We start from the raw sequence: 24,497 nt of genomic DNA, 5'->3' as shown, positions 1-24,497 counted from the left end.
TGGCCATTGCTTTTTTCGCGTGGATACGGTATCATAATAAAACGTATGGAAACAGCGAAAAAGGAGGCAGGCAAGGTGAAACGATCGATCGCGGTTACCGCGCTTTGCGTACTGGTGCTGTCCGGCTGCGCCGGACAGACCGATACGGTAGGACCGGCGGCGGAGGAGGCCGGCAAGGTTAATCCTCAGCTGCAGGCCCTGGAGCAGGCAGAGCAGGCCGGCCTGCTGGACGGAGACGCCGTGGGCGGCGGAACGCTGTCCGAGGAAGAGGTGCTTCGCCAGGTGGGCGAACTGTTTGACACGTCGCGCTATGTGGCCGCCGCGACCGGCGAGACCCTTTCGGTCGGCGCCGAGGCCGGCCGGACGCATGAATACCTGGTGGTGGAGGTCAGCGATGAGATGGGCGAGCCGGTCGGAAAGCTCGCGGTCGACCGCGAGACCGGAGAGACGTACCATTACCTGGGGGACGGTGTGCTCGACGATTACGCCACCTTCCCGCTGTATGATCCGGCAGCGGTGCATACATACGGCTGGGCGGGTTCCTATGCGGGACCTGCTTCGGTCGGGCTGGAGATCGCGCAGGAGGAGGAAGGCCGGCTGACCTACCGCTTTTCAGACGGCACCGAAGGCGTCGCCGAGATAACGGGCGAGACCGCCAAATCCGCGGACGGGGAGATCAATTTCCTGCTGGCGGAGAATATCGTGACCGTTGCGGGCGGCGGGCTGACAGGCAACTACACCGCCCAGCCCGCAGTAACGGAATAACGCGCGCAAAAAAGCCGCGGGACGTTGGTCCCGCGGCTTTTCCGTTATTCCGTGCCGCTTTCTCCCAGCAGCTCGAGTACGTCGATCGCCGTGCCGGCGCGGGACGCCTCCACATGGACGTGGGGGTCGAGCGCCGCTTCCGCGTCGATGCTTTCCGCGCATGCGCCGAGCGCTTCGCCCGCCGTGACCGCCTGGCCGGCAACGACGCGCACGTCGGTCAGGCCGCGGTAGGTGGTCATCAGGTCCGCGTCGTGCGAAAGCGTGACGCAGGTGCCGTACAGCCCGTCCTCAAAGACCTCCTGCACGGTGCCGTCGGTCAGGGCCAGCACGGTCTCGCCGGCCTCCGCACCAAAGTCCGTGCCGGAATGGACGCGCCAGTCGCCGAACGTGGGCTGGAACAGCAGCTCGTCGCCGGAGAACGGCGTAATGACGGCGCCCGAGGTCGGCCGCACATAGACCGGCGCGGACACGGTGACCGCCGGCTCAGCCGGCGCAGGCTCCGGTTCGACCGGCGCGTCCACCGGCTCGGCCGCCTCGTCCGCAGGCGCTTCCTCGGACATGACCGGCGTATCGTCGGACAGGTCGGGGAGGGCTTCTGTCGGCGAGATGATCGGCGTGCTTGGCGCCGGGGCTGCCTGCTCCGGTGCGGTGGAATTCGACCAGAGCACCCATGCGGATACGGCAATAATCAGGCCGCATACGGTCAGGATGGTGTAAAAGCCGCGCGTAGAAAGGGCAGCGGTGTGTTTGGAATTATATTGTTTCATATCCCTTTACCTCCGTTGACCCAAGTATGGCCGTGGAGATAAAAAAATATACAAAAAATTTGATTTATCTGCGAGGCGCACCGCTCCGGCGCGCTCTGGGAAGCGTCAAATCCGCGTCAGGACCGTATCCTGGTAATAGTTGGAGAGGATATCCTGGTACGTCGCGCCCTGCTCCGCGAGGTATTTCGCGCCGTATTGGGAAAGGCCCACGCCATGTCCATAGCCGATCGTGTGGAAGGTGATACTGTCCTCGGTGGTGGTGATGGTGAAATTGGTGGAGTTCAGGCCGAACAGCTCGCGCACCGCCGTGCCTTCTACCGTCAGGCCGCCGAGCTTTACCGTGATGACGCCGCCCGCATCCGACCGGACGGAGGCCTTGAACCAGGTGTCCGGCGCGCCGGATACCTCGGCGGAAGGAAAGCTTTCCTGAACGGTCTGACGGAAATCCTCCACCGGTACGGTGACGGACGACTCGTATTCGCTGCAGGCCGAGCCGCCGGGGCTGACCTCGCTCTGCAGGTAGGGGATATCCTCGCCCCAGACGTCGGCCGCCGCTTCGGTGCGCGGTCCGCTGACACAGTGGAAGACAGCGGCGATCGGCGCCCCGTCGTAGGTGAGGATCTCCCCCTCGGTATCCCGAACCGCCTGCCGCACGCGGGACAGGTCGCTGCCGGCGGCGGTTTCCACCGCAACGTCGCGGTAGGCCGCGCAGTGGTGGTAATCGTCGCAAAGGTCGGCGTCCGGATGGACGTCGGGACGGCCGCGGGAGAGCTTATAGACCGCGTAGGTGCGCGCCGCGACCGCCTGCGCGCGGATTGCCTCGAGCGGGAAATCGTTGGATATCTCCGCGGCGACAACCCCCTCCACATAGGTTTCCAGCGGGAGTGAGGTCGGGGTTCCGTCGATTTCCACCGTGACGGTTGAATAATCCGCCGCTCCGGCGTCCGCGGCCGCGTCCACCGGCGCGGCGTCGGGGATCAAGGGCATCTCCGGTGCCTGCCCGTCCGCAATCCCGCCAAACGACCACACCATAGGCAGCAGGTACAGGACGGAAACCAGGCCGCAGCCGGCCAGCAACAGCTTGCGCATGTCCGACGCCTCCTTTCTCTGGAACTATATGCAAAGCAATTAATTGATAGAACACCAAATATAGGTTGTTATTGACAGCGCTTCCAATATGTAGTATTATTTGAACTACAGAATACGAACAAATGTTCGATTAAATGGGAGGGCTGTTATGACGCTTCACGAGATGGCGCGGGAATACAGGTCGAATACCGCGTTGCTGGAGCTGCGTCTGCGCCAGCTTCAGGTGGCACAGCGGCGCGCGCGCCAGAAAGAGGTCAAATACCGGTTAAAGCAGCGTATCGGCTGTCTGCGCGTGCTGATCAACGAGAGCCGCAAGACAGCGTTCGTGCTGGAGCATTATTATCAAAAAGGAGGCATGCAGAATGAGGACAAGCGGGCTGTTTGAACGCGAGGCCGACCGTGCGGCATACGAGGATTATGTCGCCGCGCTGGCCGGGGACGACAGCGCGTTCCGTGCGGCGTTTCGGGAGGCGTTTTTCCGCGCTCTGAAGGAGCAGCTGACCGGCAGGCAGTATGAGGTGCTGTGGCTCAACGAGGTGGAAGGGCTTTCCGGCAAGGAGATCGCGTACAAGCTGGGCATCAGCCAGTCGGCGGTGTCGCGGCACCTGACGCGCGGAAAGACGCGGCTGCGGCGGCTGCTGGCATATAACCTGGAGCTGCGCAACCAGAGCTTTTCTTAGACTGTGCGAAAAGGGATTGACAAATACCGAGAGGAGAGTATATAATTGTGCTATTAAAATAATACAAAAGGAGCGGTGAAACATGAACATGAAACGCTGGCTGGCAGGCTGCCTGGGCGCGGCGGTCATACTGGGCTGCCTGCCTCTGGCGGGCGCGGCGGACGATGCGGCGCAGCGGCGACAGGAGGATCTGGACTATTTGGTGGAGACGCTGACCACAAAGCATCCGGATTTTTACGCCAATACGACCGAGCAGGCGGTCGCGGACAAAAAGGCGGAGATCGAAGCCGAGCTGGATACCGCGTCCGATCTGGATTTTGCGATCGGGCTTGCCGAGCTGGCGGCGCTGGCGCATGATTCGCATACGATGCTGTCGGTCGGCAGCGCGCTTTCCGGCCAGCTCAGACAGCTTGGCATGGTGCCGAAATGGTACGGCGGCCGCTGGACGCTGACCGGCGGCGTGGCCGATTGCCGGTCGTATATCGGGCAGGAGATCACGTCGATCAACGGCATGCCAATCGATGAGGTGACCGAGCGCCTTTCGCCCATGATAAGCTACGACAACGCGGTCGAGCAGCGCATACGGGTAGGGCAGCTGCTTTATGTGGCCGATGTGTTGGAACATTACGGTGTCATTGATGCGGATTCCGATATGGTTACGGTCGGCGTGCGGGATGCGGCGGGAAAAGAAACCGTGCTGCATATCCCCTGCATGACGCAGGCCGAGGCGGCAGCGGCGCTGAAAGCGGGGGAATGGATCACCCGCGACATGCTGCGGAAGGACGTGCCTGCGACCGAGCCGGACGGGAGCGTTTACTACAAGCTGCTCGACCTGGGCGGCGGCACACTGTATATGCAGTATAATAAATGCTTTGAGGATCCGAACCTGCCGATGGAGCAGTTTGCCGCTGAGGTCGAAGGAAAGCTCGCCTCCGGCGAATACACAAAGTTCGTCATTGACCTGCGCAGCAACGGCGGCGGGTCGGACGGCGTGCTGTACCCGATCACCTATCTGGCGCAGCAATTCCTGGCCAAAGGAAACGCTGTGTACGCGCTCGCGGGAGAGAATACCTTTTCCTCCGCGCTGATTAATACGGTGCAGCTCAAGGACATCGGCGCTGCTGTGGTCGGTACGCCGACCGGTGGCAGCGTGGATCATTTCGGTGCTGTGACCGTGTTCGAGCTGCCCAATTCCAAGTTCCGCGGCCAGTATTCCAACAAATTCATCGATTTGGGCAGCTATTATGAGGCGGCCAAGCCCTACGGCGTTGAAAGCTTCCCGCCCGATATCACGGTCGGACAGTCCTTCTCGGATTACCTCAACGGCATAGATACCGCCGTGCAGTATATCCTGACGCATGACGCAGTGAAGCCGGAGCTGCGCAAGTCCGCCGTGGTTTCCGGCGCGAAAATAGAGGTGAACGGCACGCCGGTCGCGGCTGCGGCGTATGAAATCGAGGGCAGCAACTATTTCAAGCTGCGCGACCTGGCGATGGCCTTTGCGGGGACGAACACGGCGTTCAGCGTATCCTGGGATGGGGAAGCGAACCGAGTGACGATCGCCGCGGGCGCTTATACGCCGGTCGGCGGCGAGCTGGAGCCGCTCAGCGGCGGCGGGCAGACCGCGGCCCGTGCCACCGCGGAGGTGTATCTGCAGGATATGGGGATGCCGCTGGTCGGCAAAGCCTATGAGATCGACGGCAACCACTATTTCAAGCTGCGCGACCTGTGCTTCATGCTGGGCGTGCGCGTGGAATGGGACGACGCCGCGCAGACCATCCGCATCGATACGACAAAGCCGTATATTTGAAAAAGAATGCAATAAAAATGATCCCCCAGACTTGTCTGGGGGATCATTTTTCGTCTTCCATCGGGATGTGGTCGACCAGAAGCAGTTCGCCGCCGGCGGCGCGCCAGCCCGCAAGGAAAGCCTGCTCCGCCAGGGCGCGGCGGGCGTCGCTGTCCGCAGCGGCGCCGGCTTCCCTGAGGAAGCGCTGCAGGGCCTGTTCGTAAAAAGACATTGTGCAACCTCCATTTGACATTTAGTGAATGTCATTCTTGCTTGCAGTATAGCACATAATAAGGCTGATGACAATTACTAAATGTCAACGGGAGGAAAAAGAATGTACAAGAACCGTTTAGCAGATGGAAGCTGCAATATCTGCGGCAGAAAGGTCGCGCGGCTGCGTTCCGGCCTTTCCCCGAAGGTATCCCAGCGCGCGTTGGCCGAACGCATGCAGTTGGAGGGCGTTGACCTGGATAAGAACGCGATACAGCGGATCGAGTGCGGCAAGCGGTTTGTCACGGATATCGAGCTGCGCGCGCTGGCCGCGATCTTCAAAGTCCCTGCGGAGGAACTGCTGTCGGAAGAGTGACGGCGGGGAGGCCGAAACCGTATGCAGCGCAAAAAGAACGTCCCGCACGCGGCGGGACGTTCTTTTTCCTGTGCGGGCAGCGCGGCTCAGTCCAGATAGCTGCCGACGGGGCTTTGGTTGTACTGCTTGATGATGCGGACGACGATCGAACCGTCCGGCTGTTCGGCCTCCTCCACGATCCTGTACTGGGTGCGGTTGCGTTCCAGCGAACGTTTATAATGCTCGACCTCCTCGCGGATCTGGCGCACTGCGCTGGCGCGCGGCGCGTCCTCCTTGAGCAGAAAGTGCAGGGTTTGGCAGATACAGGCCGCCTGAATGCGTTTCATTCCGGTTTCCTCCCTTTCACAAAATAGTTAAGCTGTCCAAACAGCATGGAGCTTGCGGATAAGCTGCACGCTGCGCTTTTATTTTAGGAGAAAACGGCCGAAACCGCAAAGGCGGTTTTGAACAAATTGCGGCAGGGAATTTTTTGTGCGCTTTGCGCATGGTCAGAAAAACGAAAGCTGTCCGCAGCCGAAGCCGCGCTGGTAGCGGCGGGTGATGTCGCGCATCCGGTAAAAGATGCCCGCTTCGTCGCAGGCGCGGGTGAAAACCGTCCAAAGCTGCCGTGCGTGCGGGCTGGCGCACTGGTAGCGTGTGCCGTAGCGCGCGATGTATTTCTGCTTCAGGCCGGGGAAGGCGCGGTCGAGCTGCTGGTAAAAGTAGGCGCGCTGGCGGTCGCGCAGGGTCAGGCCGAGCGCGGGATAGATATACGGCACGCCCGCCTCTCTGGCCCGCCGTACCAGCGTGCGGATGTTTTCCTCGGTATCGGTCAGCCACGGCAGCACAGGCATGAGCAGGATGCAGGTGGGCAGGCCCGCGTCCGACAGGCGGGCGAGCGCGTCCAGCCGCGCGGAGGGCGGGGGCGCGTACGGCTCGATCACGCGGGCGAGCGCGTCGTCCGCGGTGGTCACGGTCAGCTTGCACAGCACGGGCGCAGCCGCATGGATCTCGCGCAGCACGTCGATATCGCGGCAGATCAGGTCGCTTTTGGTGGCGATGGCCGTGCCGAAGCCATAGGCCGCGAGCAGTTCGAGCGCGTGACGCGTGAGCTGCTCAGCGCGCTCGAACGGGTTGTATGGGTCGCTCATCGCGCCGGTGGAGACCACGCCCGGCTGCGTTTTGCGCCGCAGGTCGTCGCGGATGATGCGCAGCGCGTCCTGCTTGGCGCAGACGATGTCGAAATCGTCGTTGCGGTAGCATTCCGAGCGGCTGTCGCAGTAGATGCAGCCGTGGGAGCAGCCGCGGTAGATGTTCATATTGTAGCGCGCGCCGAACCAGCCCGCGCCGTTTTTGGTGCTGGTGACGATGGTTTTTGCCAGTATGGTCCGCATGGCCGCACCGCCTTTCCTGGGGGTTGCGCTATCATTATACCAGAAAAAACGGACAATGCGTGTCCGGATATGCTATAATAGCCGCAGGAGAATGCCCGGGCAAACGCGGAAAGGACGGTAGGGATGAAGGACCTGTTCACGATTGGGGAGATGCATAAGCTGTTCGCCGTGCCGGTGCGCACGCTGCGGTTCTATGACGAGATCGGCCTGCTCCGGCCCGAGCGGGTGGACCCGCGCACCGGCTACCGCTATTATTCCGCGGGACAGTTTGAACGGCTCAACACCATCAAATACCTGCGCGCGCTGGGCGTGTCGCTCGAGCGCATCCGCGGTTTTTTTGAAAACCGCGATACCGACGTGGTGGAACGGCTCCTGCAGGAGCAGTTGGCGGACACGCGGCGGCGGCTGGACGAGCTGCAGCGCATCGAGCGGCGGATCGGCCGGCGGCTGGATGACCTGCGGCGCGCGAGGACGGCCGAGACCGGCGTTGTGCTGCAAAAGACGCTGCCCGCCCGCGCGATCGCATTCCTGCGGCAGGAGATCCCGCAGGGCGGCGATCTGGAAACGCCGCTGGCCGAGCTGCAAAGCCATATCCGGCAGGATGCGGCGGTGTTCCTGGGCAAGGTGGGCGTATCGATTGCGCGCGAGCGGTTGTACGCGCGGCAGTTCGACCGCTACACGGGGATATTCCTGTTCGTCGAGCCGGAGGAGCAGTACGGCGGTCCCGTGCTCCACCTGCCCGCGGGCGAATGGCTGACCGTGTGCTACCGCGGCACGCATGCGCACAGCGCGCCCTCCTATGAGCTGCTGCTGGACGAGGCCGCGCGGCGCGGGTTCGAGCTGGCCGAGGACTCGGTTGAGGTGACGCATATCGACGCGGGCTTCACCAGCGATGAGACCCAGTATTTGACCGAGCTGCAGGTGCCGGTGAAAAAAAGTGAAAATACCCCTTGACCCTCCAGTTGCTGGAGGGTTTATGCTTTTCTTGCAGACAACAAGGGAGGCATATCCATGACAGAGAAAAACCTATTGACCGAGGGGCGCGTGCTGCCCGTGCTGATGCGTTTCACCGTGCCGTTCCTGATCGCTAATATCATCCAGGCGCTGTACGGCGCGGTCGATCTGGCGGTGATCGGCTGGTTCTGCGATCCCGCGAGCGTGGCCGCGGTATCGACCGGCACGCAGGTGACGCAGATTGTCACCAGCCTGATCACCGGCCTGACGCTGGGCGGCACCATCCTGGTCGGCAAATACACCGGCATGCGCGACGAGGAACAGACCTGCAAGTCCATCGGCACCACGCTGACCGTATTCGCGGCGTTTTCCGTGGTGCTGATGCTTCTGGTGATCGGGTTGGCCTCGCCCATCCTGACCGCGCTGCAGACGCCGGAGGAGGCGTTTGTGCTGGCGCGTCAGTATGTGGTGACCTGCGGCTGGGGCATCCCGTTTATCTGCGGATATAACGCCATCAGCGCCATCCTGCGCGGCTACGGCGACTCCCAGCGGCCGATGCTGTTCATCGCGCTGGCGTGCGTGCTCAATATCGCGGGCGACCTGCTGCTGACCGGCGTGTTCGGCTGGGGCGTGCGCGGCGTAGCGGTGGCCACGATCGCGGCGCAGGCGGTCAGCATGGTATGCGCGATCGTGTACCTGAACCGCGGGCATTTTATTTTCAAGTTTACGCTGCGCAACCTGCGCATCGACGGCGCGCGCGCCCGCGAGCTGGCGGGCGTGGGCATCCCGATCTCGTTCCAGGAGCTGATGGTGCGCATCTCCTTCCTGTACCTGACCGCGGTCGTCAACGCGCTCGGGGTGGACGCGGCCTCCGCGGTCGGCGTGGCGAGCAAGTACGACGTGTTCGCCATGCTGCCCGCGACCTCGGTCGCCTCGGCGCTGGCCGCGTTCACGGCGCAGAATTACGGCGCGCAGCGGCCGGCGCGCGTGCGGACCGCGGTGGGCGCGGGGCTGGGGTTCGCGCTGGCCGCGGCGGCGTGCTTTTTCCTGTGGGCGCAGCTTTCGCCGCAAAGCATGATCGGCCTGTTCACCCGCGACGCGGCGACCATCGCGGCGGGCGTGCCGTTCTTCCGCGCCTGCTCGTTCGACTACCTGATGGTGACGTTTGTGTTCTGTCTAAACGGGTATCTGAACGGCCGCTCCAAAACGCTGTTCACCATGTTCTCCTGCTGCTTCGGCGCGCTGTGCGTGCGCATCCCGCTGCTGTATCTGGTGCAGACCTACCGCCCTGACAGTCTGTTTCTGCTCGGCTGCGTCGCGCCGCTGGTCTCGGGCGTGATGGCGGTATACACCATCGCGTACACCGTGCGGCAGTTCCGGCTTGACCTGCGCCCCGCCCCATGCTACGATGGGGAAAAGGAGGCGTGGATATGAACCCTTATCGGGAGATCGACCTGACGGACTGGCCGCGCGCAACGCACTGTGCGGTGTTCCGCGAGCACCTGCTGCCGTCCTATTGCGTAACGGCCGAGCTGGATATCACGCGGTTCCTTGCGCAGGTGCGCGCGCAGGGCTGGTCGTTTACGCTGGCCATGACCTATGCGGCGTGCCGCTGCGCCCATGCGGTCGAGGCGTTCCGCTACCGTTTTGTGGCGGACAAGGTCGTGCTGTTTGACCGGATCGATACGGCGTTCACCTGGCTGGAGTCGGAGAGCGAGCTGTTCAAGGTAGTGACCGTGCCGCTTTGCCCCACCATGCGGGAATATGTGGCGCTGGCGGCTGAGACCGCGCGGCGGCAGACGGCGTATTTCACCGGCCCGTTGGGGACGGATGTGTTCCAGTGCTCCGCGCTGCCGTGGGTGCGGTATACGCATATCTCGCATACCGCGTCCGGCGGGAAGGACAACGGGACGCCGTTGTTCGACTGGGGCCGGTACGGGGAAAAGCAGGGGCGGACAGTGCTGCCGTTTTCCGTGCAGGCGCACCATTCGTTTGTGGACGGCCTGCACATCGGGCGGCTGATCGACGGCCTGCAGGCCTATCTGGACGGCTTTGACGCGGAACAGGAGCTGTCATACAGCACGGAGTGAAACGTGCGGCCGGCCGGCGTGCGAAAAAAGAGACAGGCACCGGCCTGTCTCTTTTCCTGGTTTTGCGCAAAAAATATGTTTTGCGCAAAAAAAGAACGCGACTTCAGGCCGCGCTATTGCACCGCCCCGTCGCGTGTCTTAGCAATAAATAAAAACGGCTTCGAGCGAGAACGTCTCAAAAAAGCTGTCCACCGAAGATGTTAAAATTATAGCGCCAAGAATTTTTGAAAGCAAGATGAAAAACTGACAAAAACACGTTTACAATTTATTCATAATTGTTCATTTCGACAAAACTTACAAAGAAAAGTGTAAAAATGCGGCAAGGTGAATAAAAAGATAGAAAATACTTTACAAAACCGCAAACGCATGATATGATAATTGTACTTTCGCCCCGCGCTTAGCCGACGGACAACCGGACACGTTCCTACCGTGTCCATTTCACCATGCCGCGGCCCGGCCTGTGGGTAAGTAAAAATCTATCAACGAAAGGTGAAACGCCACATGATCCGCAAGGAAGACAAGACTGCCGTTATCGAGGCAAACCGCACGCACGCGACCGACACCGGTTCTCCGGAAGTCCAGATCGCGATCCTGACCGCGCGCATCCAGGAGCTTACCGAGCACCTGAAGGTCCACAAGAAGGACAACCATTCCCGCCGCGGCCTGCTCAAGATGGTCGGCCAGCGCCGCTCCATGCTTGCATACCTGCAGAAGAAGGACATCAACCGCTACCGTGCGCTGATTGCCAAGCTCGGTATCCGTAAGTAAGTGAAACAAGGAAATAGGGGAGCAGTCTGCTCCCCTGTTTCTGTATTTTATAGGAAGGCGGCCAACCCGCTTTTTAGCAGTTGAAGGAGCGCCGAAGCGCGTGCTTCGCCCCTGCTTCAAGTGCTAACAAAGCAAAAAGCCGCCCTCCGTCAAACAAAAAAGGAGGAAAAATAATGGCAAATATCAATCCCTTTGAGTTTAAGAATTACCGTGTTTTCGAAACCGAGATCGCCGGCCGCAAGCTGACCGTCGAGACCGGCAAGATGGCGCAGCTCGCCAACGGTTCGTGCCTGGTGCGCTACGGTGAAACCGCAGTGCTCGTCACCGCGACCGCGTCGGCCAAGCCGCGCGACGGCATCGATTTCTTCCCGCTCTCCGTGGACTTTGAGGAGCGCCTGTACGCAGTCGGCCGCATCCCGGGCAGCTTCATGCGCCGCGAGGGCCGTCCGAGCGAAAAGGCGATCCTCGCCTCCCGCCAGATCGACCGCCCGATGCGTCCGCTGTTCCCCAAGGATCTCAGAAACGACGTGTCCATCGTCTGCACCGTGCTGGAGAACGACTATGACAACTCCCCCGAGGTCGTCGCCCTGCTGGGCGCGTCCATCGCGGTATCCATTTCGGACATCCCGTTCGACTATGTTGTGGCGGGCTGCCAGGTCGGTATTGTGGACGGCCGGACGGTCATCAACCCGACCAGCGAGCAGCGCAAGGTTTCCGAGATGGACGTGACCCTGTGCGCCACCAAGGATAAGATCGTTATGATCGAGGCGGGCGCAAAGGAAGTACCCGAGGACGACATGTTCAACGCCCTGATGGAAGCGCACGAGGAGCTGAAAAAGATCTGCGCGTTTATCCAGGGGATCAAGGACGAGATCGGTAAGCCCAAGTTCGAGTACGAGCATCATGATATTGACCACGACCTGTTTGACAAGCTCGAGGCCGCGGTAAACGACAAGTTCGAGGTCGCGATGGACACGGACGACAAGACCGTCCGCGACGCGGGCGTGCGCGCAATCGTAGACGAGTTCGAGGCCGGCCTTTCCGACGAGTACAAGGAGGAGCACGGCGCGAACCTTGCGGAGTGCGTGGACAAGCTGCAGAAGAAGATCGTGCGCCGCTGGCTGGCCAACGGCAAGCGCGTGGATGGCCGCGGTATGGAGGAAGTCCGTCCGCTGGCGGCCGAGGTACACGTTCTGCCGCGCGTACACGGCTCGGGCATGTTCACCCGCGGCCAGACCCAGGTGCTGACGCTCTGCACACTGGGTACGCTGGGCGACGCGCAGGAGCTGGACACCATTTTTGAAGAGACCGAAAAGCGCTATATCCACCACTACAACTTCCCGTCCTTCTCGGTCGGCGAAACCCGCCCGTCTCGCGGCCCGGGCCGCCGCGAGATCGGCCACGGCGCGCTCGCGGAGCGTGCGCTGCTGCCGGTTATCCCGCCCGTGAGCGAGTTCCCGTATGCGCTGCGCCTGGTATCCGAGGTCATTTCGTCCAACGGCTCGACCTCGCAGGGCTCGGTGTGCGGCTCTACCCTCGCGCTGATGGACGCGGGTGTGCCGATCAAGGCGCCGGTTGCGGGCATTTCCTGCGGCCTGATTACGGACGGCGGCCAGGAAACCACCTTCACCGATATTCAGGGCGTGGAGGACTTCTACGGCGATATGGACTTCAAGGTTGCGGGTACCAAGAAGGGCATTACGGCCATCCAGGTCGATATCAAAGTGGACGGCCTGACCCCGAACATCATCAAGCAGGCGTTTGAGAAGTGCCGCGTTGCCCGTTACGGCATCCTGGACGAGATCATGCTCAAGGCGATCGACAAGCCGCGCGCGGACGTTTCCGACTGGGCGCCCAAGATGACCACCATGCACATCCATCCGGATAAGATCCGCGAGGTTATCGGCAAGGGCGGCAGCGTGATCCAGAACATCGTTGCCGAGTCGGGCGCCAAGGTCGATATCGAGGACGACGGCACGGTCACCATCGCGGCGGTCAAGGCGGCCGACGCGGAGAAGGCCAGAAAGATGATCGAAGCCATCGTCAAGGAGCCCGAGCCGGGCGAAATCTACTACGGCAAGGTCGTGCGCCTGATGAACTTCGGCGCGTTCGTCAACCTGCTGCCGGGCAAGGACGGTATGGTGCATATCTCCAAGATGGCCGACCACCGCATTGAAAAGGTGGAGGACGCGGTCAAGGAAGGCGATATGGTCTGGGTCAAGGTCATGGAGATCGACGACAAGGGCCGTGTCAACCTGTCGATGAAGGACGTTAAGGAAGAGGAAAAGATCAAGTAAGCCTGCTTCCCGCAGCCTAATGAAAAAGGGCTTCGGAACCCAATGGTTCCGAAGCCCTTTTTGTATGCCGTTTTATCCAAGCAGCGCGAGCGCGCGGGGATACAGCGGGTCGAGCGCGCAGCCGCAGGAACCGCATTCCCGCTCCGCCTGCCGGATGGCGTCAGTGAGCGCGGCGCGGTCGCCCGCCCCGTCCAGCCATGCCTGCGCGGGTGCGGCGATCAGCGGCCAGCCGGAGGCGGCAAACTGCCGCAGGATCGCGCGCAGCTCGTCCCCATCCTCGAGCCGTTCGATAAGGAACACGTTGGCCGTATCCGCATCCGGACAACAGAAGCGTGCAGTGCCGGCCGGCTCGCCTGGAAGCGCGCCGCCGTAGCGCAGGATATCGGCGTACAGAAACGCAACATGCATGGCCAGCGGGCAGATGCGCCCACGCTCGGCGTCAAAATCAAAGCTGTCGCCCGGCTGGTGGCCGCGGTGGCAGCCCCTGGGACCGAGCCTGCCGGTCACGGAGATGCGAATACGGGGACGTCCCACGGTGTCATACCTCCCCGAAGAAACGGCGGATTTCGGCCTCGGCGCTTTCCGGAGCGTCCGAGCCGTGGATCACGTTATAGGTGGTCGAGCTGGCGAAGTCGCCGCGGATGGTGCCGGGCAGGGCATTCTCGTTTCGGGTGGGACCCATCAGGGTGCGCATCCCCTGGATGACGTTTTCCCCCTCCACGATCATGGCCAGCACCGGCCCGCTCGTCATATAGTCCACCGTGGATGGGAAAAAGGGCTTGCCAGCAATGTGCGCGTAATGCTCCCGAAGAATCGCCTCGTCCAGCTGCATGGTCTTCATGCGGGTGATGCGGTAGCCCTTGCGCTCGATGCGCGCGAGGATTTCACCGGTAATGCCGCGCTGCAGCGCGTCCGGCTTGAGCATGATATAGGTCCGTTCCATAAAACCGCCTGCCTTCCTGTTTTTCATTTCGTGCCGCTGCCCTTAGTATAACACAGGCGCGGGTAAAAACAATCCCCTTTTGCTTACAGGGAAACGTAGTCCGGCTCGTGCCGCAGGGCGGGCAGGATGCGGCCCGTCAGGTCGGCGGTCGCGATGCGCAGGGAGGAGGTGTTCCGGCAGGGATGGCAGGCGAAGAACTCCGGCTGCAGGACGTCGCGGTCGATCACCAGACGGACGCGGTTTTCCGTGTCGTTCAGCAGGCCGAGGACCGAAACCGAGCCGGGCGTCACGCCGAGCAGCTCGCGCATGGGCTCCTCCCCCGCGAAGGAAAGGCGGGAGCAGCCGAGCTGGCCGGTCAGGTCCTTGGTATGGAACGGCTTGTTCCCCGGCATCAGCAGCAGGTAGAACTGGGTCTTTTGGCGGTTGCACAAAAACAGGTTTTTGCAGATCTCCGCGCCGAGCAGCGCTTCAACCGCGGCGCAGGCCTCGATGGAAGGCGTTTCGCTGTGGTCGGCGCGGCGGTAGGGTACGCCAAGCCCGTCAAGAAAATCATAGCAGGCGGTTTCTGCCGCGCTCCGGCCGGAGCAGTCGGACGGGCGTCCGTCATACAGGGTGGGGTCGAGGGTGAATTCGTTCATATCTAAAACTCCTATTAGTATTATTAACTGAAAATATTGCTTTTGGGATTCAGCGCTTATCGGGGTTTTCGCCGCGCGAAAGGGTGCGGAGCACAGGGACGGTCAACAGCGTAGACAGAGCAAAAGAGCAGATATCGCTGGCCGGCTGGCAGAGCTGCACGCCGAACAGCTCCCAAAACAGGGGCAGCACCAGCGCGAACGGGATGAAGAACAGGCCCTGCCGCGCTGCGGCGACGATGCTGGCCCGCATGGTCATGGCGATATTCTGCAGCAGCATGTTGCACATGGTCACCCAGCCGACCAGCGGGAAAGAGATGCACTGCAGCCGCAGCGTGAGCGCGCCGATGCGGATGACCTCGGGATCGTCCGCGCGGAAAATGGCGATGATCTGCGGCGCGCATACCCAGCCCGCCACGGCCAGCAGCAGCAGGACGGCCGACGAGGATTTGACGCAGAACCAGAAGCCGCGGGTGACGCGGTCGTATTTGCGCGCGCCGAAATTAAAGCCGCAGACCGGCTGGAAGCCCTGGCCGAAGCCGATCATGGCCGAGCCGGCAAACTGGGAAACGCGCGTGACAATGCTCATGGCGGCGATGGCCGCGTCCCCGTAGGGGCGGGCCGCGGTGTTCAGGCAGGTGACCGCGATGGACGCCAGCCCCTGCCGGCACAGGCTGGGTATGCCGCCGCCCGCGAGCGCGAGATAGCGCTTGCGGCTGGGGGAAAACAGGCGCAGCCGGATCTGGATGCCGCCGGACAGCTTCACGCCGAGCAGCAGCAGACCGAAGCTGATTAACTGGCTGAGTATCGTGGCGACAGCCGCGCCCGCAATGCCCAGCTTGAGCACGAAAATGAACAGCGGATCGAGCGCGATGTTCAGGATGCCGCCCGATACCAGGCCGACCATCGCATAGGTGGCGTTGCCCTGCAGACGGAGCTGATTGTTGAGTACGAGCGCGGCGGTCATCCAGGGCGCGCCGATCAGGACGATACACATGTAGGCAAGCGCATAGGGGAAAATCGTCTCCGTTGCGCCGAGCAGATGGCAGAGCGGCGTGCGGAACAGCAGGCCGAGCGCGAGGATGACCGTCCCCGCGCCAAGCGCGGAGAAAAAGCCGGTGGCGGCCATCCGTTCGGCCTCCGCGCGGTGCTGTGCGCCGAGCATGCGGGAGATGTAGTTGCCCGAGCCCTGCCCAAAGAAAAAACCGACCGCCTGTATCAGCGCCATCAGCGGGAACACCACGCCGACCGCGCCGGTGGCGCTGGTGCCAAGTCTGCCGACGAAAAACGTGTCCGCCATGTTATAAATCGAGGTAATCAGCATGCTGATTACGGTCGGTACGGCCATTTTGCAGATCAGCGGCTCGACCGGAGCCTCGGTCAGCTGCTTGTATTTGCGGGCCTGCGCGTCGTTATCCATATGACTGTGCCTCCTTTTCCACGGCCGCGCACAGCAGGGCGACCAGGCTGTCAAAGCTGTCGTCCGGCGACGCGAGCGGGGATTGGAAAAAGCCCGCCGCGGTGAGCGCGCAGTAGCCGTGCAGCGCGCTGCGGATCGTGCGGGAGAGATGGATGCGCCGGTCATCCGGCAGGCGGCAGGGCGCCAGCACGCGGTTGAACAGGTCCATAAAGGCATACTTGCGTTCGACCAGGCTGGGGTCGGAAAAGCGCGGCAGCGACACCATGGCGCGGTAAAGCTGCGGCTGTTCGCGGGCAAAGCTGCGGTAGGCGTCGGCGAGGGCGCGCAGCCCCTCCGCGCCGGTTCTGCCCGCCATGGCGGTTTCGAGCGTGTCCATCAGGCGGTCGAGCGCGCGTTCGGCCAGTCGGGCGTTCAGCTCGGGCAGGCCCTGCAGGTGGTTGTACAATGAGGCGGTCTTGACGCCGAGCGTCTCCGCCAGCTCGCGCAGGGTGAGGTTTTCCGCCCCTTTTTGCTCGGCGAGCGCGGCGGCTGTGTCAATGATCGCCTCCCGACTGAGTCCTTTTCGCGGCATATGCATTCCTCCAAACTAACGGCGTTAGTTTTCTGTATCTTCAGCATAACCGAAAGGGGGGCGTTTGTCAAGCGCGCGCAGGAGGAGAAAAAGGCTTGACATATATCGATTATCTATATATACTGAATATATCGAACATCGATATAAGGGAGGATGGAATTATGGCAATCGATAAAAGCCTGCTGGCGGGCAGTACGGGGCTTCTGATCCTGCGTCTGCTGGAGGAGGGCGACCTGTACGGCTACCAGATGATCGAGCGCCTGCGCGAGCGGTCGGACGACACCTTTTCCCTCAAGGCGGGTACGCTGTACCCGCTGCTGCACACATTGGAGGTGCAGGGGCTGGTGCGCTCCTACGAACGGGCGGCGGACGGTGCGCGCGTGCGCAAGTATTACCGCCTGACCGATCTGGGGCATACCCGTCTGGCGGAAAAGACCGAGGAATGGCGGCGGTTTTCCGGCGCGGTCGAGCGTGTGCTGAAGGGGGGAGAAAGCCATGCGTTTGCCTGAATGCGTGCGGCGGCAGATGATCCGCCTGCTGGGGCGCGACGCGGCGGAGCGCGCGCAGACCGCCGCGGAGCTGGACGCGCTGGACGCGGATTATAGCGAGCCGCCGCTGCCCGAAGCCTTGCTCGGCTGGCTGAACGATGCGACCGGACAGATGCGCTGGAAGCGGGCGCGTCCGGTTGCGGCAGAGGAGCTGGCCGACCACCTGAGCGACCAGTACGAAGCTTTCCGGTCCGAGGGCATGGGCGAGGACGAGGCCGCGCAGGCCACCATCCGCGAAATGGGCGACGCGGTGGAGGCCGGCACACGGTTGGACCGTGCGTGGCGGCCGCGGCCGGACTGGGTGATGCTGGTGCTCGTGCTGGCAACTGCGGCGGCAGGGCTGGCGCTCCAGTACATCCTGCGGCAGCCGTTTTGCGCGTGGATGGGGATATCACCGGGGAATAGCCTGGCAAACCAGCTCTTTTATTTTGCGATCGGCACGGGGCTGCTGTTTTTGGGGTATTTTATGGATTACACCATACTGGGGCGGCATATCCGTCTGCTGTATGCGCTGTGGCTGGCGGTCGGGCTGTTTTTGGCGTTCAGCCCGTGGCGCGCGGTATATAACGGACGGCTGTTTTACACGGCACAGTGGATATGGTTTTTTCCGGTGCTGTTCGCGGGCGTGCTGTACAGCCAGCGCGGCAGGGGGGCGGAGGGCGTCCGCAACTGCCTGCTGAGCCTGCTCGGCATGTGGTTTCTGGCGTGTATCGCGCCGTATATGTCGGCCCTTGGCATATTGACCGTGGTCTGCTGCGGGATGCTGGTGATGGCGGTGCGGCGCGGCGCGTTCGGCAGGTGTACCAGGGGCAGGCTCGTGTTGGCGGTATCGCCGCTGCTGGCCCTGCTGGGATATTTCCTGTTTCTGCTGTATGCCGTACCGCATGCGCGGGAGCGTCTGGCGTTGGTGTTCCATCCGCAGGCGGATGCGTCAACAGCGGGCTATCAGGGCTCCGCGATCCAGTACATCATGTTCGGCATCCCGTTTACGGGCAGCGAAACGATTGACGGCGCAGAGTGGATCAAGCTGGACGGCGCGGGCGATTGGCTGCTGCTGTCGGTCAAATACCTCTGGGGGTGGACGGCCGTTCTCCTGCTTTTAGCAGCGGTTTTGCTGCTGCTGGCATGGGGCTTCCGCATTGCGCGGCGGCAGAACGGCCTGCTCGCGCGCAGCGTGTGCATGGGCGTGATGCTCACTTTTGCGCTGCAGGCCGCGCTGTATGTGCTGCAAAACTGCGGCATCATCGTGTTCGCGTCCCACGGCCTGCCGTTGCTGTCTTACGGCGGCATATATTTGTGCCAGACCATGCTGCTGCTCGGCTTACTGCTCTCCGCGCAGCGGTCGGGCGGGCTGGAACGCGCGGAACAACAGCGGCCCGCGCTGCGGGAAACGGCCGGTTCCCTGCGGTAAAGTCCGCTTTGTTATGACTGGCCGCTTCTTTCTGCCTGCCGGTATGAAAAAACGGCAGTCGATTTTCTCGGATGTCCTATTTCGTTTTGCTGCATATTGCGCGATAAATGGGGATTTGCATTATGCTACAATGCTCTCTATATAGCTATAATCAATTTTTCCCTTTGTGACAGAATAGAAAAATGGGTCTTTCCGAATCGTGTCAGCGGAATTGATGATAAAGTTATTCCAATCATCTGCTTCATTGCCATTAGATAAGTAAATTGTCATCTTAAAGCGATATCCCATATACCCAACAGAGGGTTTTGCTCTCTTTTCAATATCATTCAAGTTATCAATAATATGCTGGATTTGCTCTTTGTCTTCAATGTGTGTTCCGTTTCCGCTATTCCCATTAAAAACAACAATTTCCATCACTTCATTGGGGTCTAAATTCATCAAGTCAATTGGAGCATTATACCACGCGGCAGCCCCTAAAATCAGAATGAGCACACCTGCTAACAATATGGATGCTTTCTTTTTCATATTCGCTCGGACCTCCCTGTCAAATTCGGATTTGCCGCTCTGTTTCTTTAGAAAAAGTATAGCATAAGATGATAAGCCGGTCTATATCGCTTCAGCCTGCCGGCCGCTGTGGTATAATAGCCGCAAAGCGGCCATTATACATTTATCTCAATTATTATACCACCAGCGGCGCTTTGTGGCCGCTTCAGGCAGAAAAGCGCCGGCCGCTGTGGTATAATAGGGACAGCCTGCAACCAGGCTGTCCTTTTCCTTGCCGAAAAATTTTTCTCCCGCTGTCAGGAATGGCGCGCCCCATTCGTATTGTAGGTGAAGCGACGTTGCTGACACAGCCGGTCGGCTGTTCCCAAAGGAGTTGATAAACCCATGAGACAATTCGATCAGGAAGAGGCCGAACGGCTGGTGAACACCTATTCCGACCTGATCCTGCGGCTTTCCTATACCTACCTGAAATCCACGCACGACGCGGAGGACATCTGCCAGACCGTATTCCTCAAGCTGCTGACGGGCGGGCAGACCTTCGACAGCCCCGCGCACGAAAAGGCGTGGATCATTCGGGCGGCCGCCAACGCCTGCAAAGACCTGCTGCGCAGCGCGGGGCGGCGGCGCACGGTGGGGCTGGAGGCCGTGGCCGAAACGGCCGCGCCGGAAGCGCCGGAGTCCTGCGTGCTGGACGCGGTGATGGCGCTGCCGGATAAATACCGCGAGGCGGTGTACCTGTATTATTACGAGGGCTATTCCGCGCGGGAGATCGGCGCGCTGCTCGGCCGCAGCGAAGCGGCGGTAAACGCACACCTGAGCCGCGGCCGGAACAGGCTGCGCACCATGTTGGGAGGCGAATGTTGTGAACACGGAGTATAATGATAACAGAGAGTATAAAAACGCGCTCGACGGGCTGCGTTTTTCCGAGGAGGCAAAGGCAAGGATGGCAAAGAGACTGATGGATACCATCGAGCGGCCGGAACAGGCGCCTGAGACGCGGCGGCGCGTCCGCCGCCTGCCGCGCATCGCTGTGATCGGCGTGGCGGCGGCGCTGGCGCTGGGCGTGGGCGCGAGCGCGACCGGCGTACTCAAAACCGCGGGTGAGGCGTTCGCGGGCGTGTTCGGCCCCACCGCGGATACCGAGATTATCGATAAGATCGGCCGGCCGGTCGGCGCGAGCGACACGGATAACGGCGTGACCGTCACCGCGGACGCCATTATCGGCGACAAGTACCACTACGCGGTCACCTATTCGATCGCAAAGGAGGACGGCACCGCCTTTGATATCGACCTGACCGATATCGTTGGCACAAATCTGCTGCCGATGGGCTTTGCCGACTGGGATACCTCGCTGATGGGCTATTTCGGCGGCACGCACGGCGGCTCGTATTTTTACGACGCCGATCCGGCGGACAACGCGATCCAGTATGTAGAAACGCGCGAGATCAGCGACGGCGAGGTGCGCGGCCACGCGGTGCGGGCGAAGTTCAGCGACCTGTGTGTGTACGCGGAGAACGATGCGGGCGAGCTTGAGCGCCGCGTCATCGCCGAGGGAGACTGGTCGCTCAAGTTCAACCTGGATTTTGAGGATACCTCGGTCAGCCTGCCCGCGGGGCAGACGTTCGAGCTGAACGGCATGAACGCCGTGATCGACGAGATCACGCTGTCCCCGCTGGCGCTGCGCGTGGACTACACGGTGGACAGCGCGGTGCAGTGGGATGAAAACGCGCAGTCCGGCCGGCAGAGCGAGCATGACAGCGCGCAGATGCACAAATATTTTGAAAGCGTGCAGATCCTGGTGAACAGGAAGGACGGCGCCAGCATCGACCTGTCCAATGCGGGCGGCAGCATCGGCCCCGAGGGCGGCAAGACCGTCTGCCAGAAGGGCGATATTTTCACCGAGATCATCCCGATTGAGGAGATCGCGTCGCTCACGGTCGCCGGTATGGAGATACCGGTGCAGTAACCGGATACCGTCGGAAAGGGGCCGCATTGATGCGGCCCCTTTTGTGTTTGCCCCAACGCATCGGGTGTGCTATAATAAAAGACAATCCCGATCTGGAAAGGAAATGAGCCATGGCCCCCACCTCTGTACTGCTTCCCGAGGGCGAGCTGCGCGTCGCGCGCTGCGATATGCTGGACAAGCTGATCGCGGTCGGCGACGGAGACGCGGCGCTCCTTTATCTTTACATCCTGCGGCACGGCGGCGCGGCGGACGCGAAAGCGGCCGCGCGGGCGCTGCACCTGTCCGGAGAGCGGTATGAGCGCGCGGCGTTCACCCTGAACCAGCTCACCGCGCCGGTGCAGGCGCCGGAGGCGGACAAGCCCGCGGATGCGCCGCAGTATACGACGGACGAGCTGCGCCGCGCGCGCATGGACGACCACCGCTTCGCGGCCGTCTGTGAGAGCGCGGAGGCCACGCTCGGCCGGACGCTGACCGAGGGGCAGCTCCGCTGCCTGCTGACCGCATACGACCATTTGGGGCTGGACGCGGGGGCGATCATTGAACTGCTGGCCTATCTGAAAAAGGAGAAAGGCACGGTGCGCCTGGCCGATATCAAGCGCGAGGCTTACCAGTGGGCGGATATGGGGATCGTGACCGCGCCGGACGCGCAGCAATACCTGGCGCGCAGGGTGAACGAAAAGCCGCTCAGCGACGCGGTCTATCGGGCGCTTGGCGCCGACCCCGCGCAGCCCGCGCCCAAGGAGCAGCGCGTCTGCCGGTTCGCGCTGGCGCACGGCTTCCCGCCGGAGGCGGTCGAGCTGGCCGTGCGCCGCACGGACAGGCACCAGGGCCGCCGGAGTCTGGATTATACGCTTGGCATCCTGCGCAAGTGGGACGCAGGCGGGGTACATACGGTCAGCGAGATCACTGCGCTCGAACCGGAAGCGCGCGCGGCGGTCGGTCAGACCGCCGCGCAGCCGACCGACAGCGCCACGCTGGCCGCATGGGAGCAGGATTGGGCCGCGCGCGTGCGCAGCCACCGCCGCAAAACGGAGGAATAAGCTATGGCATATGATAAAAAGGTCCTCGCCGCCGCCCGCCGCGAGCTGGAGCGCGACCGCGCCGCCCGTGCGGATGAGCTGGAGGCGCGCCGGCGCGAGATATACGCCCGCGAGCCGCGCGTCCGCGCGATCGACCGCGAGCTGGGTACGACCGCCGCGGCCGTGCTCAGGGCCGCGCTCGAATCCGGCGGCGACCCGTCTGCCGCGATTGAACAACTGCGCGGCCGCAACCTTGCCCTGCAGGAGGAACGGGCTGCGCTGCTGCAACAGCTCGGCCTGCCGGCCGATTACCTGACGGACAAGCCGATGTGCGCGGCCTGCGGGGACACGGGCTACGCGGGCAGCGCGGTCTGCGCCTGCGTGCGGGAGCGGTACGCCCGTATCCTCAAGGAGCAGTTGTCCGATATCCTGCCGATCCAGGACCAGAATTTTGCAAAATTCAATATGGCGTATTATTCCACCCGTCCGGACGCGCGGCTCGGCCTGTCCCCGCGCGAAAATATGGAATATAATCTGGACGAATGCAAGGCATACGCGGCGCGGTTCGGAAAGGATTCCCCCAACCTGCTGCTGTACGGCTCGACCGGCCTGGGCAAAACGTTTTTATCCACCTGCATCGCGGAGGCCGTGTCCGCGCGCGGCTTTTCCGTGGCGTATGACACGGCGATCAACATTGTCGCGGCCTATGAAACGATTAAATTCGGCAACGGCGACGGGGAGGCCGCCGCCGAGCGCGCGGCGCGCTATGAGCGCGCGGACCTGCTGATTATCGACGACATGGGGACCGAAATGGGGACGGCGTTCACGGTTTCCGCGCTGTACAACCTGATCAACAACCGCCTGATGGCCAAACGGCCGATGATCGTCAACACCAACCTGCCGCCGGAAACGCTGGGCGAGAAGTATTCGCCCGCCGTGGCCTCCCGCCTGCTGGGGGAATTTATGGCGCTGCGTTTTTTCGGGGACGACATCCGGCTGCTGAAAAAGAAAATGTAAACAATTCTTTCACAGGACGTTCAAATTCTGTTCATATATTCGCGGGGGAAATGGGGTATACTAAGCATGTCGATAAGGGAAGCCGCAATCCCGAATCGACAAGCAGCCTACCGATCTTTTATTTCTCTTTTACCCCCCTTTATTTTGTGAAATGACCGAAAAAGCCCTGGTTCCGTTTCCCCCATGGAACCGGGGCTTTTTCCCCGTTCCGCAGAGGAAGCGCTTTGTAAAAAACCTTTTAAAGTCTGTTCAAAAGTTATTCACATATTCGGGCGCGGGCTGCGGTATACTATAACCGTCGAAAGGAATTGGAACGTTCCTGGAAGACAACCTCTTATTACACCTATTTCCCCTTTCTTTCATCTTTTCTTTTATCCTCTTTTTGAGAGCAACGGCTGCGCCCGGCCTCCATTTCCCCCATGGAGGCCGGGCGTTTCCCGTTTGCTGGAAGTGCTGGAACGGACGGCCAAAAATCTTTCACAGCCTGTTCAAAATCTATTCACACATTCCGCGGCAAAGCGCGGTATACTGAATACGTCAGCAAGGGAAGCCGCAATCCCGAAGCTGACAGCCTACCGATCTTTTTATTTCTCTTTTACCCCCTTTTTTGAATCTGTGTAGTGAACCGGCAAAGCGCCGTTGTCTCGTTTCCCCCAACGAGGCAGCGGCGCTTTCCATTTGCCAGCAGGGCTACCGCCTGGTCGGCGTGATTACGCCGCACGCGATTTTAGCGCCTGCGTTGCCGGAAGGCTGGGTCGTGAAATCATCCGGCCGGCTGTGTACGATAACGGTCCGGCCGAGGATATCCGGCACGCGGAAGCGGTCGGTCAGCACAGCCATCCATGCGAAGCCGGTCAGGTCCGCAAACAGCGGCGGCAGGTCGCCCGCGTGATAGGGGTGCGGGCAGCCGGCGGGATTGTAATGCGTCCCCGCGTCGGCAAACGGGTCGCCCGCGTTGCCGGTGCAGGACGCGCCCTCGTGGATGTGCAGCGCGAAAATGGGCTGCGCGCAGGCCATGCGCGTGACCGGCAGGCCGCGCACGGCGGCTGTGACCAGCACGCCCTGCGGCGTCTGGTAAAACGAAACGGTGCCTTCGATGCGCCCGCCGCCCGGCGCGGCCTGCAGCACGGCGGCCGCGTCCGGAAGCCTGTTTTGGATGACCGAGGCAAAATATTGTGAATTGGTTTGTTTCATGGTTGATTCCCTCCGTAAATCATCCTATGCGGCTGCGATTGCCCTTGCGAAAGACGCGGGGATGCGGTATACTAAAAATCAGGCAAGAAAAGATATGTTAGGAGTTGTTAA

Annotated in this window: 28 protein-coding genes; 16 read left to right on the top strand and 12 right to left on the bottom strand. The window is 61.6% G+C overall.

Annotated elements, in window-relative coordinates; translation table 11 throughout:
• Window positions 1-75 precede the first annotated feature (75 nt).
• Entirely contained in the window at window positions 76-765 is a 690-nt protein-coding gene (locus tag ACYQ3S_RS03740) for a hypothetical protein (RefSeq protein WP_459687392.1), read from the top strand.
• 44 nt (window positions 766-809) lie between these two features.
• On the opposite strand, the gene ACYQ3S_RS03735 is transcribed toward ACYQ3S_RS03740, so the two are convergent.
• Both ACYQ3S_RS03735 and spoIID read right to left on the bottom strand, forming a co-directional pair.
• Window positions 810-1,532, bottom strand: coding sequence for a peptidoglycan DD-metalloendopeptidase family protein (locus ACYQ3S_RS03735; protein WP_459687391.1), 723 nt, complete (start codon window positions 1,530-1,532; stop codon window positions 810-812).
• Window positions 1,533-1,637: 105 nt separating this feature from the next.
• A complete protein-coding gene (gene spoIID, locus ACYQ3S_RS03730) occupies window positions 1,638-2,621 on the bottom strand; it encodes a stage II sporulation protein D (protein WP_459687390.1) in 984 nt (327 codons plus the stop codon).
• 148 nt (window positions 2,622-2,769) lie between these two features.
• Between spoIID and ACYQ3S_RS03725 the strand changes: the two genes are divergently transcribed.
• From ACYQ3S_RS03725 to ACYQ3S_RS03715, 3 genes are all read left to right on the top strand, one after another.
• On the top strand, window positions 2,770-3,006 hold the full coding sequence (locus ACYQ3S_RS03725; protein WP_459687389.1) for a hypothetical protein: 237 nt from the start codon (window positions 2,770-2,772) through the stop codon (window positions 3,004-3,006).
• Window positions 2,984-3,301: an RNA polymerase sigma factor gene (locus tag ACYQ3S_RS03720; protein WP_459687388.1), complete on the top strand. Its 318-nt coding sequence runs from the start codon at window positions 2,984-2,986 to the stop codon at window positions 3,299-3,301. Before ACYQ3S_RS03725 ends, ACYQ3S_RS03720 begins: the two co-directional genes overlap by 23 nt.
• 82 nt (window positions 3,302-3,383) lie before the next feature.
• Entirely contained in the window at window positions 3,384-5,111 is a 1,728-nt protein-coding gene (locus ACYQ3S_RS03715) for a hypothetical protein (protein ID WP_459687387.1), read from the top strand.
• A gap of 43 nt (window positions 5,112-5,154) precedes the next feature.
• Here ACYQ3S_RS03715 and ACYQ3S_RS03710 read toward each other — a convergent pair whose 3' ends face one another.
• Window positions 5,155-5,322 carry a hypothetical protein gene (locus tag ACYQ3S_RS03710; protein ID WP_459687386.1) on the bottom strand — a complete coding sequence of 56 codons (168 nt, stop codon included), beginning with the start codon at window positions 5,320-5,322 and terminating at the stop codon, window positions 5,155-5,157.
• A 102-nt stretch (window positions 5,323-5,424) separates the two neighbouring features.
• On the opposite strand from ACYQ3S_RS03710, the gene ACYQ3S_RS03705 reads away from it, so the two are divergent.
• Window positions 5,425-5,676, top strand: coding sequence for a helix-turn-helix domain-containing protein (locus ACYQ3S_RS03705; RefSeq protein ID WP_054327498.1), 252 nt, complete (start codon window positions 5,425-5,427; stop codon window positions 5,674-5,676).
• Between the two features lie 86 nt (window positions 5,677-5,762).
• Here ACYQ3S_RS03705 and ACYQ3S_RS03700 read toward each other — a convergent pair whose 3' ends face one another.
• Entirely contained in the window at window positions 5,763-6,002 is a 240-nt protein-coding gene (locus ACYQ3S_RS03700; protein ID WP_459687385.1) for a hypothetical protein, read from the bottom strand.
• 162 nt (window positions 6,003-6,164) lie between these two features.
• On the bottom strand, window positions 6,165-7,049 hold the full coding sequence (locus ACYQ3S_RS03695; RefSeq protein WP_459687384.1) for an SPL family radical SAM protein: 885 nt from the start codon (window positions 7,047-7,049) through the stop codon (window positions 6,165-6,167).
• A 123-nt stretch (window positions 7,050-7,172) separates the two neighbouring features.
• Here ACYQ3S_RS03695 and ACYQ3S_RS03690 point away from each other — a divergent pair, with 123 nt between their 5' ends.
• From ACYQ3S_RS03690 to ACYQ3S_RS03670, 5 genes are all read left to right on the top strand, one after another.
• Window positions 7,173-8,003 carry a MerR family transcriptional regulator gene (locus ACYQ3S_RS03690; protein ID WP_459687383.1) on the top strand — a complete coding sequence of 277 codons (831 nt, stop codon included), beginning with the start codon at window positions 7,173-7,175 and terminating at the stop codon, window positions 8,001-8,003.
• A gap of 57 nt (window positions 8,004-8,060) precedes the next feature.
• Window positions 8,061-9,437: an MATE family efflux transporter gene (locus ACYQ3S_RS03685; RefSeq protein ID WP_459687382.1), complete on the top strand. Its 1,377-nt coding sequence runs from the start codon at window positions 8,061-8,063 to the stop codon at window positions 9,435-9,437.
• Window positions 9,434-10,093 (top strand): CatA-like O-acetyltransferase, encoded by a 660-nt coding sequence (locus ACYQ3S_RS03680; RefSeq protein WP_459687381.1) that lies wholly within the window; start codon window positions 9,434-9,436, stop codon window positions 10,091-10,093. The genes ACYQ3S_RS03685 and ACYQ3S_RS03680 overlap by 4 nt, the downstream gene beginning before the upstream one ends.
• A gap of 501 nt (window positions 10,094-10,594) precedes the next feature.
• Entirely contained in the window at window positions 10,595-10,861 is a 267-nt protein-coding gene (gene rpsO / locus ACYQ3S_RS03675) for a 30S ribosomal protein S15 (protein ID WP_031476090.1), read from the top strand.
• 173 nt (window positions 10,862-11,034) lie between these two features.
• Window positions 11,035-13,158 (top strand): polyribonucleotide nucleotidyltransferase, encoded by a 2,124-nt coding sequence (locus ACYQ3S_RS03670; RefSeq protein ID WP_459687380.1) that lies wholly within the window; start codon window positions 11,035-11,037, stop codon window positions 13,156-13,158.
• A 72-nt stretch (window positions 13,159-13,230) separates the two neighbouring features.
• Here ACYQ3S_RS03670 and ACYQ3S_RS03665 read toward each other — a convergent pair whose 3' ends face one another.
• From ACYQ3S_RS03665 to ACYQ3S_RS03645, 5 genes are all read right to left on the bottom strand, one after another.
• Window positions 13,231-13,692, bottom strand: a complete 462-nt coding sequence (locus ACYQ3S_RS03665; protein WP_459687379.1) for a TIGR04076 family protein — start codon at window positions 13,690-13,692, stop codon at window positions 13,231-13,233.
• 4 nt (window positions 13,693-13,696) lie between these two features.
• The gene (ndk, locus tag ACYQ3S_RS03660) at window positions 13,697-14,101 is read right to left on the bottom strand and encodes a nucleoside-diphosphate kinase (RefSeq protein WP_459687378.1); all 405 of its coding nucleotides are present in this window, start codon (window positions 14,099-14,101) and stop codon (window positions 13,697-13,699) included.
• An 83-nt stretch (window positions 14,102-14,184) separates the two neighbouring features.
• The gene (locus ACYQ3S_RS03655; protein ID WP_459687377.1) at window positions 14,185-14,739 is read right to left on the bottom strand and encodes a prolyl-tRNA synthetase associated domain-containing protein; all 555 of its coding nucleotides are present in this window, start codon (window positions 14,737-14,739) and stop codon (window positions 14,185-14,187) included.
• A gap of 49 nt (window positions 14,740-14,788) precedes the next feature.
• Window positions 14,789-16,156: an MATE family efflux transporter gene (locus ACYQ3S_RS03650; protein WP_459687376.1), complete on the bottom strand. Its 1,368-nt coding sequence runs from the start codon at window positions 16,154-16,156 to the stop codon at window positions 14,789-14,791.
• Window positions 16,149-16,727, bottom strand: coding sequence for a TetR/AcrR family transcriptional regulator (locus ACYQ3S_RS03645; protein ID WP_459687375.1), 579 nt, complete (start codon window positions 16,725-16,727; stop codon window positions 16,149-16,151). Before ACYQ3S_RS03645 ends, ACYQ3S_RS03650 begins: the two co-directional genes overlap by 8 nt.
• A 161-nt stretch (window positions 16,728-16,888) precedes the next feature.
• Here ACYQ3S_RS03645 and ACYQ3S_RS03640 point away from each other — a divergent pair, with 161 nt between their 5' ends.
• Window positions 16,889-17,236, top strand: coding sequence for a PadR family transcriptional regulator (locus ACYQ3S_RS03640; RefSeq protein ID WP_082397169.1), 348 nt, complete (start codon window positions 16,889-16,891; stop codon window positions 17,234-17,236).
• Entirely contained in the window at window positions 17,223-18,686 is a 1,464-nt protein-coding gene (locus ACYQ3S_RS03635) for a permease prefix domain 1-containing protein (RefSeq protein ID WP_459687374.1), read from the top strand. Before ACYQ3S_RS03640 ends, ACYQ3S_RS03635 begins: the two co-directional genes overlap by 14 nt.
• A gap of 120 nt (window positions 18,687-18,806) precedes the next feature.
• On the opposite strand, the gene ACYQ3S_RS03630 is transcribed toward ACYQ3S_RS03635, so the two are convergent.
• Window positions 18,807-19,211 (bottom strand): hypothetical protein, encoded by a 405-nt coding sequence (locus ACYQ3S_RS03630; protein ID WP_459687373.1) that lies wholly within the window; start codon window positions 19,209-19,211, stop codon window positions 18,807-18,809.
• 363 nt (window positions 19,212-19,574) lie between these two features.
• Here ACYQ3S_RS03630 and ACYQ3S_RS03625 point away from each other — a divergent pair, with 363 nt between their 5' ends.
• The 4 genes from ACYQ3S_RS03625 to ACYQ3S_RS03610 all read left to right on the top strand — a co-directional run bounded on the left by ACYQ3S_RS03625 (window position 19,575) and on the right by ACYQ3S_RS03610 (window position 23,192).
• The gene (locus ACYQ3S_RS03625; protein ID WP_459687372.1) at window positions 19,575-20,069 is read left to right on the top strand and encodes an RNA polymerase sigma factor; all 495 of its coding nucleotides are present in this window, start codon (window positions 19,575-19,577) and stop codon (window positions 20,067-20,069) included.
• Between the two features lie 64 nt (window positions 20,070-20,133).
• Window positions 20,134-21,156: a DUF4179 domain-containing protein gene (locus tag ACYQ3S_RS03620; protein WP_459687371.1), complete on the top strand. Its 1,023-nt coding sequence runs from the start codon at window positions 20,134-20,136 to the stop codon at window positions 21,154-21,156.
• Window positions 21,157-21,266: 110 nt separating this feature from the next.
• Complete coding sequence (locus tag ACYQ3S_RS03615) at window positions 21,267-22,196, top strand: DnaD domain-containing protein (RefSeq protein WP_459687370.1); 930 nt, start codon at window positions 21,267-21,269, stop codon at window positions 22,194-22,196.
• A gap of 3 nt (window positions 22,197-22,199) precedes the next feature.
• Window positions 22,200-23,192, top strand: a complete 993-nt coding sequence (locus tag ACYQ3S_RS03610; protein WP_459687369.1) for an ATP-binding protein — start codon at window positions 22,200-22,202, stop codon at window positions 23,190-23,192.
• 690 nt (window positions 23,193-23,882) lie between these two features.
• On the opposite strand, the gene ACYQ3S_RS03605 is transcribed toward ACYQ3S_RS03610, so the two are convergent.
• Window positions 23,883-24,386 carry a superoxide dismutase family protein gene (locus tag ACYQ3S_RS03605; RefSeq protein ID WP_459687368.1) on the bottom strand — a complete coding sequence of 168 codons (504 nt, stop codon included), beginning with the start codon at window positions 24,384-24,386 and terminating at the stop codon, window positions 23,883-23,885.
• Window positions 24,387-24,497: the final 111 nt, after the last annotated feature.

It is taken from the genome of Agathobaculum sp. TL06, from assembly GCF_054658635.1.
The sequence above is the reverse complement of the archived record's forward strand: the minus strand, read 5'-3'. Positions and strand labels throughout refer to the sequence as shown.

What these genes read in the sequence shown, in the direction of transcription:
- ACYQ3S_RS03605 (WP_459687368.1), bottom strand. Translation starts at nt 24,386, where the DNA reads ATGAAACAAACCAATTCACAATATTTTGCCTCGGTCATCCAAAACAGG.
- ACYQ3S_RS03715 (WP_459687387.1), top strand. Translation starts at nt 3,384, where the DNA reads ATGAACATGAAACGCTGGCTGGCAGGCTGCCTGGGCGCGGCGGTCATA.
- rpsO (WP_031476090.1), top strand. Translation starts at nt 10,595, where the DNA reads ATGATCCGCAAGGAAGACAAGACTGCCGTTATCGAGGCAAACCGCACG.
- ACYQ3S_RS03615 (WP_459687370.1), top strand. Translation starts at nt 21,267, where the DNA reads ATGGCCCCCACCTCTGTACTGCTTCCCGAGGGCGAGCTGCGCGTCGCG.
- ACYQ3S_RS03635 (WP_459687374.1), top strand. Translation starts at nt 17,223, where the DNA reads ATGCGTTTGCCTGAATGCGTGCGGCGGCAGATGATCCGCCTGCTGGGG.
- ACYQ3S_RS03670 (WP_459687380.1), top strand. Translation starts at nt 11,035, where the DNA reads ATGGCAAATATCAATCCCTTTGAGTTTAAGAATTACCGTGTTTTCGAA.
- ACYQ3S_RS03640 (WP_082397169.1), top strand. Translation starts at nt 16,889, where the DNA reads ATGGCAATCGATAAAAGCCTGCTGGCGGGCAGTACGGGGCTTCTGATC.
- ACYQ3S_RS03630 (WP_459687373.1), bottom strand. Translation starts at nt 19,211, where the DNA reads ATGAAAAAGAAAGCATCCATATTGTTAGCAGGTGTGCTCATTCTGATT.
- ACYQ3S_RS03705 (WP_054327498.1), top strand. Translation starts at nt 5,425, where the DNA reads ATGTACAAGAACCGTTTAGCAGATGGAAGCTGCAATATCTGCGGCAGA.
- ACYQ3S_RS03695 (WP_459687384.1), bottom strand. Translation starts at nt 7,049, where the DNA reads ATGCGGACCATACTGGCAAAAACCATCGTCACCAGCACCAAAAACGGC.
- ACYQ3S_RS03620 (WP_459687371.1), top strand. Translation starts at nt 20,134, where the DNA reads ATGGCAAAGAGACTGATGGATACCATCGAGCGGCCGGAACAGGCGCCT.
- ACYQ3S_RS03610 (WP_459687369.1), top strand. Translation starts at nt 22,200, where the DNA reads ATGGCATATGATAAAAAGGTCCTCGCCGCCGCCCGCCGCGAGCTGGAG.
- ACYQ3S_RS03735 (WP_459687391.1), bottom strand. Translation starts at nt 1,532, where the DNA reads ATGAAACAATATAATTCCAAACACACCGCTGCCCTTTCTACGCGCGGC.
- ndk (WP_459687378.1), bottom strand. Translation starts at nt 14,101, where the DNA reads ATGGAACGGACCTATATCATGCTCAAGCCGGACGCGCTGCAGCGCGGC.
- ACYQ3S_RS03685 (WP_459687382.1), top strand. Translation starts at nt 8,061, where the DNA reads ATGACAGAGAAAAACCTATTGACCGAGGGGCGCGTGCTGCCCGTGCTG.
- ACYQ3S_RS03700 (WP_459687385.1), bottom strand. Translation starts at nt 6,002, where the DNA reads ATGAAACGCATTCAGGCGGCCTGTATCTGCCAAACCCTGCACTTTCTG.
- ACYQ3S_RS03655 (WP_459687377.1), bottom strand. Translation starts at nt 14,739, where the DNA reads ATGAACGAATTCACCCTCGACCCCACCCTGTATGACGGACGCCCGTCC.
- ACYQ3S_RS03720 (WP_459687388.1), top strand. Translation starts at nt 2,984, where the DNA reads ATGAGGACAAGCGGGCTGTTTGAACGCGAGGCCGACCGTGCGGCATAC.
- ACYQ3S_RS03625 (WP_459687372.1), top strand. Translation starts at nt 19,575, where the DNA reads ATGAGACAATTCGATCAGGAAGAGGCCGAACGGCTGGTGAACACCTAT.
- ACYQ3S_RS03710 (WP_459687386.1), bottom strand. Translation starts at nt 5,322, where the DNA reads ATGTCTTTTTACGAACAGGCCCTGCAGCGCTTCCTCAGGGAAGCCGGC.
- ACYQ3S_RS03680 (WP_459687381.1), top strand. Translation starts at nt 9,434, where the DNA reads ATGAACCCTTATCGGGAGATCGACCTGACGGACTGGCCGCGCGCAACG.
- ACYQ3S_RS03690 (WP_459687383.1), top strand. Translation starts at nt 7,173, where the DNA reads ATGAAGGACCTGTTCACGATTGGGGAGATGCATAAGCTGTTCGCCGTG.
- spoIID (WP_459687390.1), bottom strand. Translation starts at nt 2,621, where the DNA reads ATGCGCAAGCTGTTGCTGGCCGGCTGCGGCCTGGTTTCCGTCCTGTAC.
- ACYQ3S_RS03725 (WP_459687389.1), top strand. Translation starts at nt 2,770, where the DNA reads ATGACGCTTCACGAGATGGCGCGGGAATACAGGTCGAATACCGCGTTG.
- ACYQ3S_RS03650 (WP_459687376.1), bottom strand. Translation starts at nt 16,156, where the DNA reads ATGGATAACGACGCGCAGGCCCGCAAATACAAGCAGCTGACCGAGGCT.
- ACYQ3S_RS03645 (WP_459687375.1), bottom strand. Translation starts at nt 16,727, where the DNA reads ATGCCGCGAAAAGGACTCAGTCGGGAGGCGATCATTGACACAGCCGCC.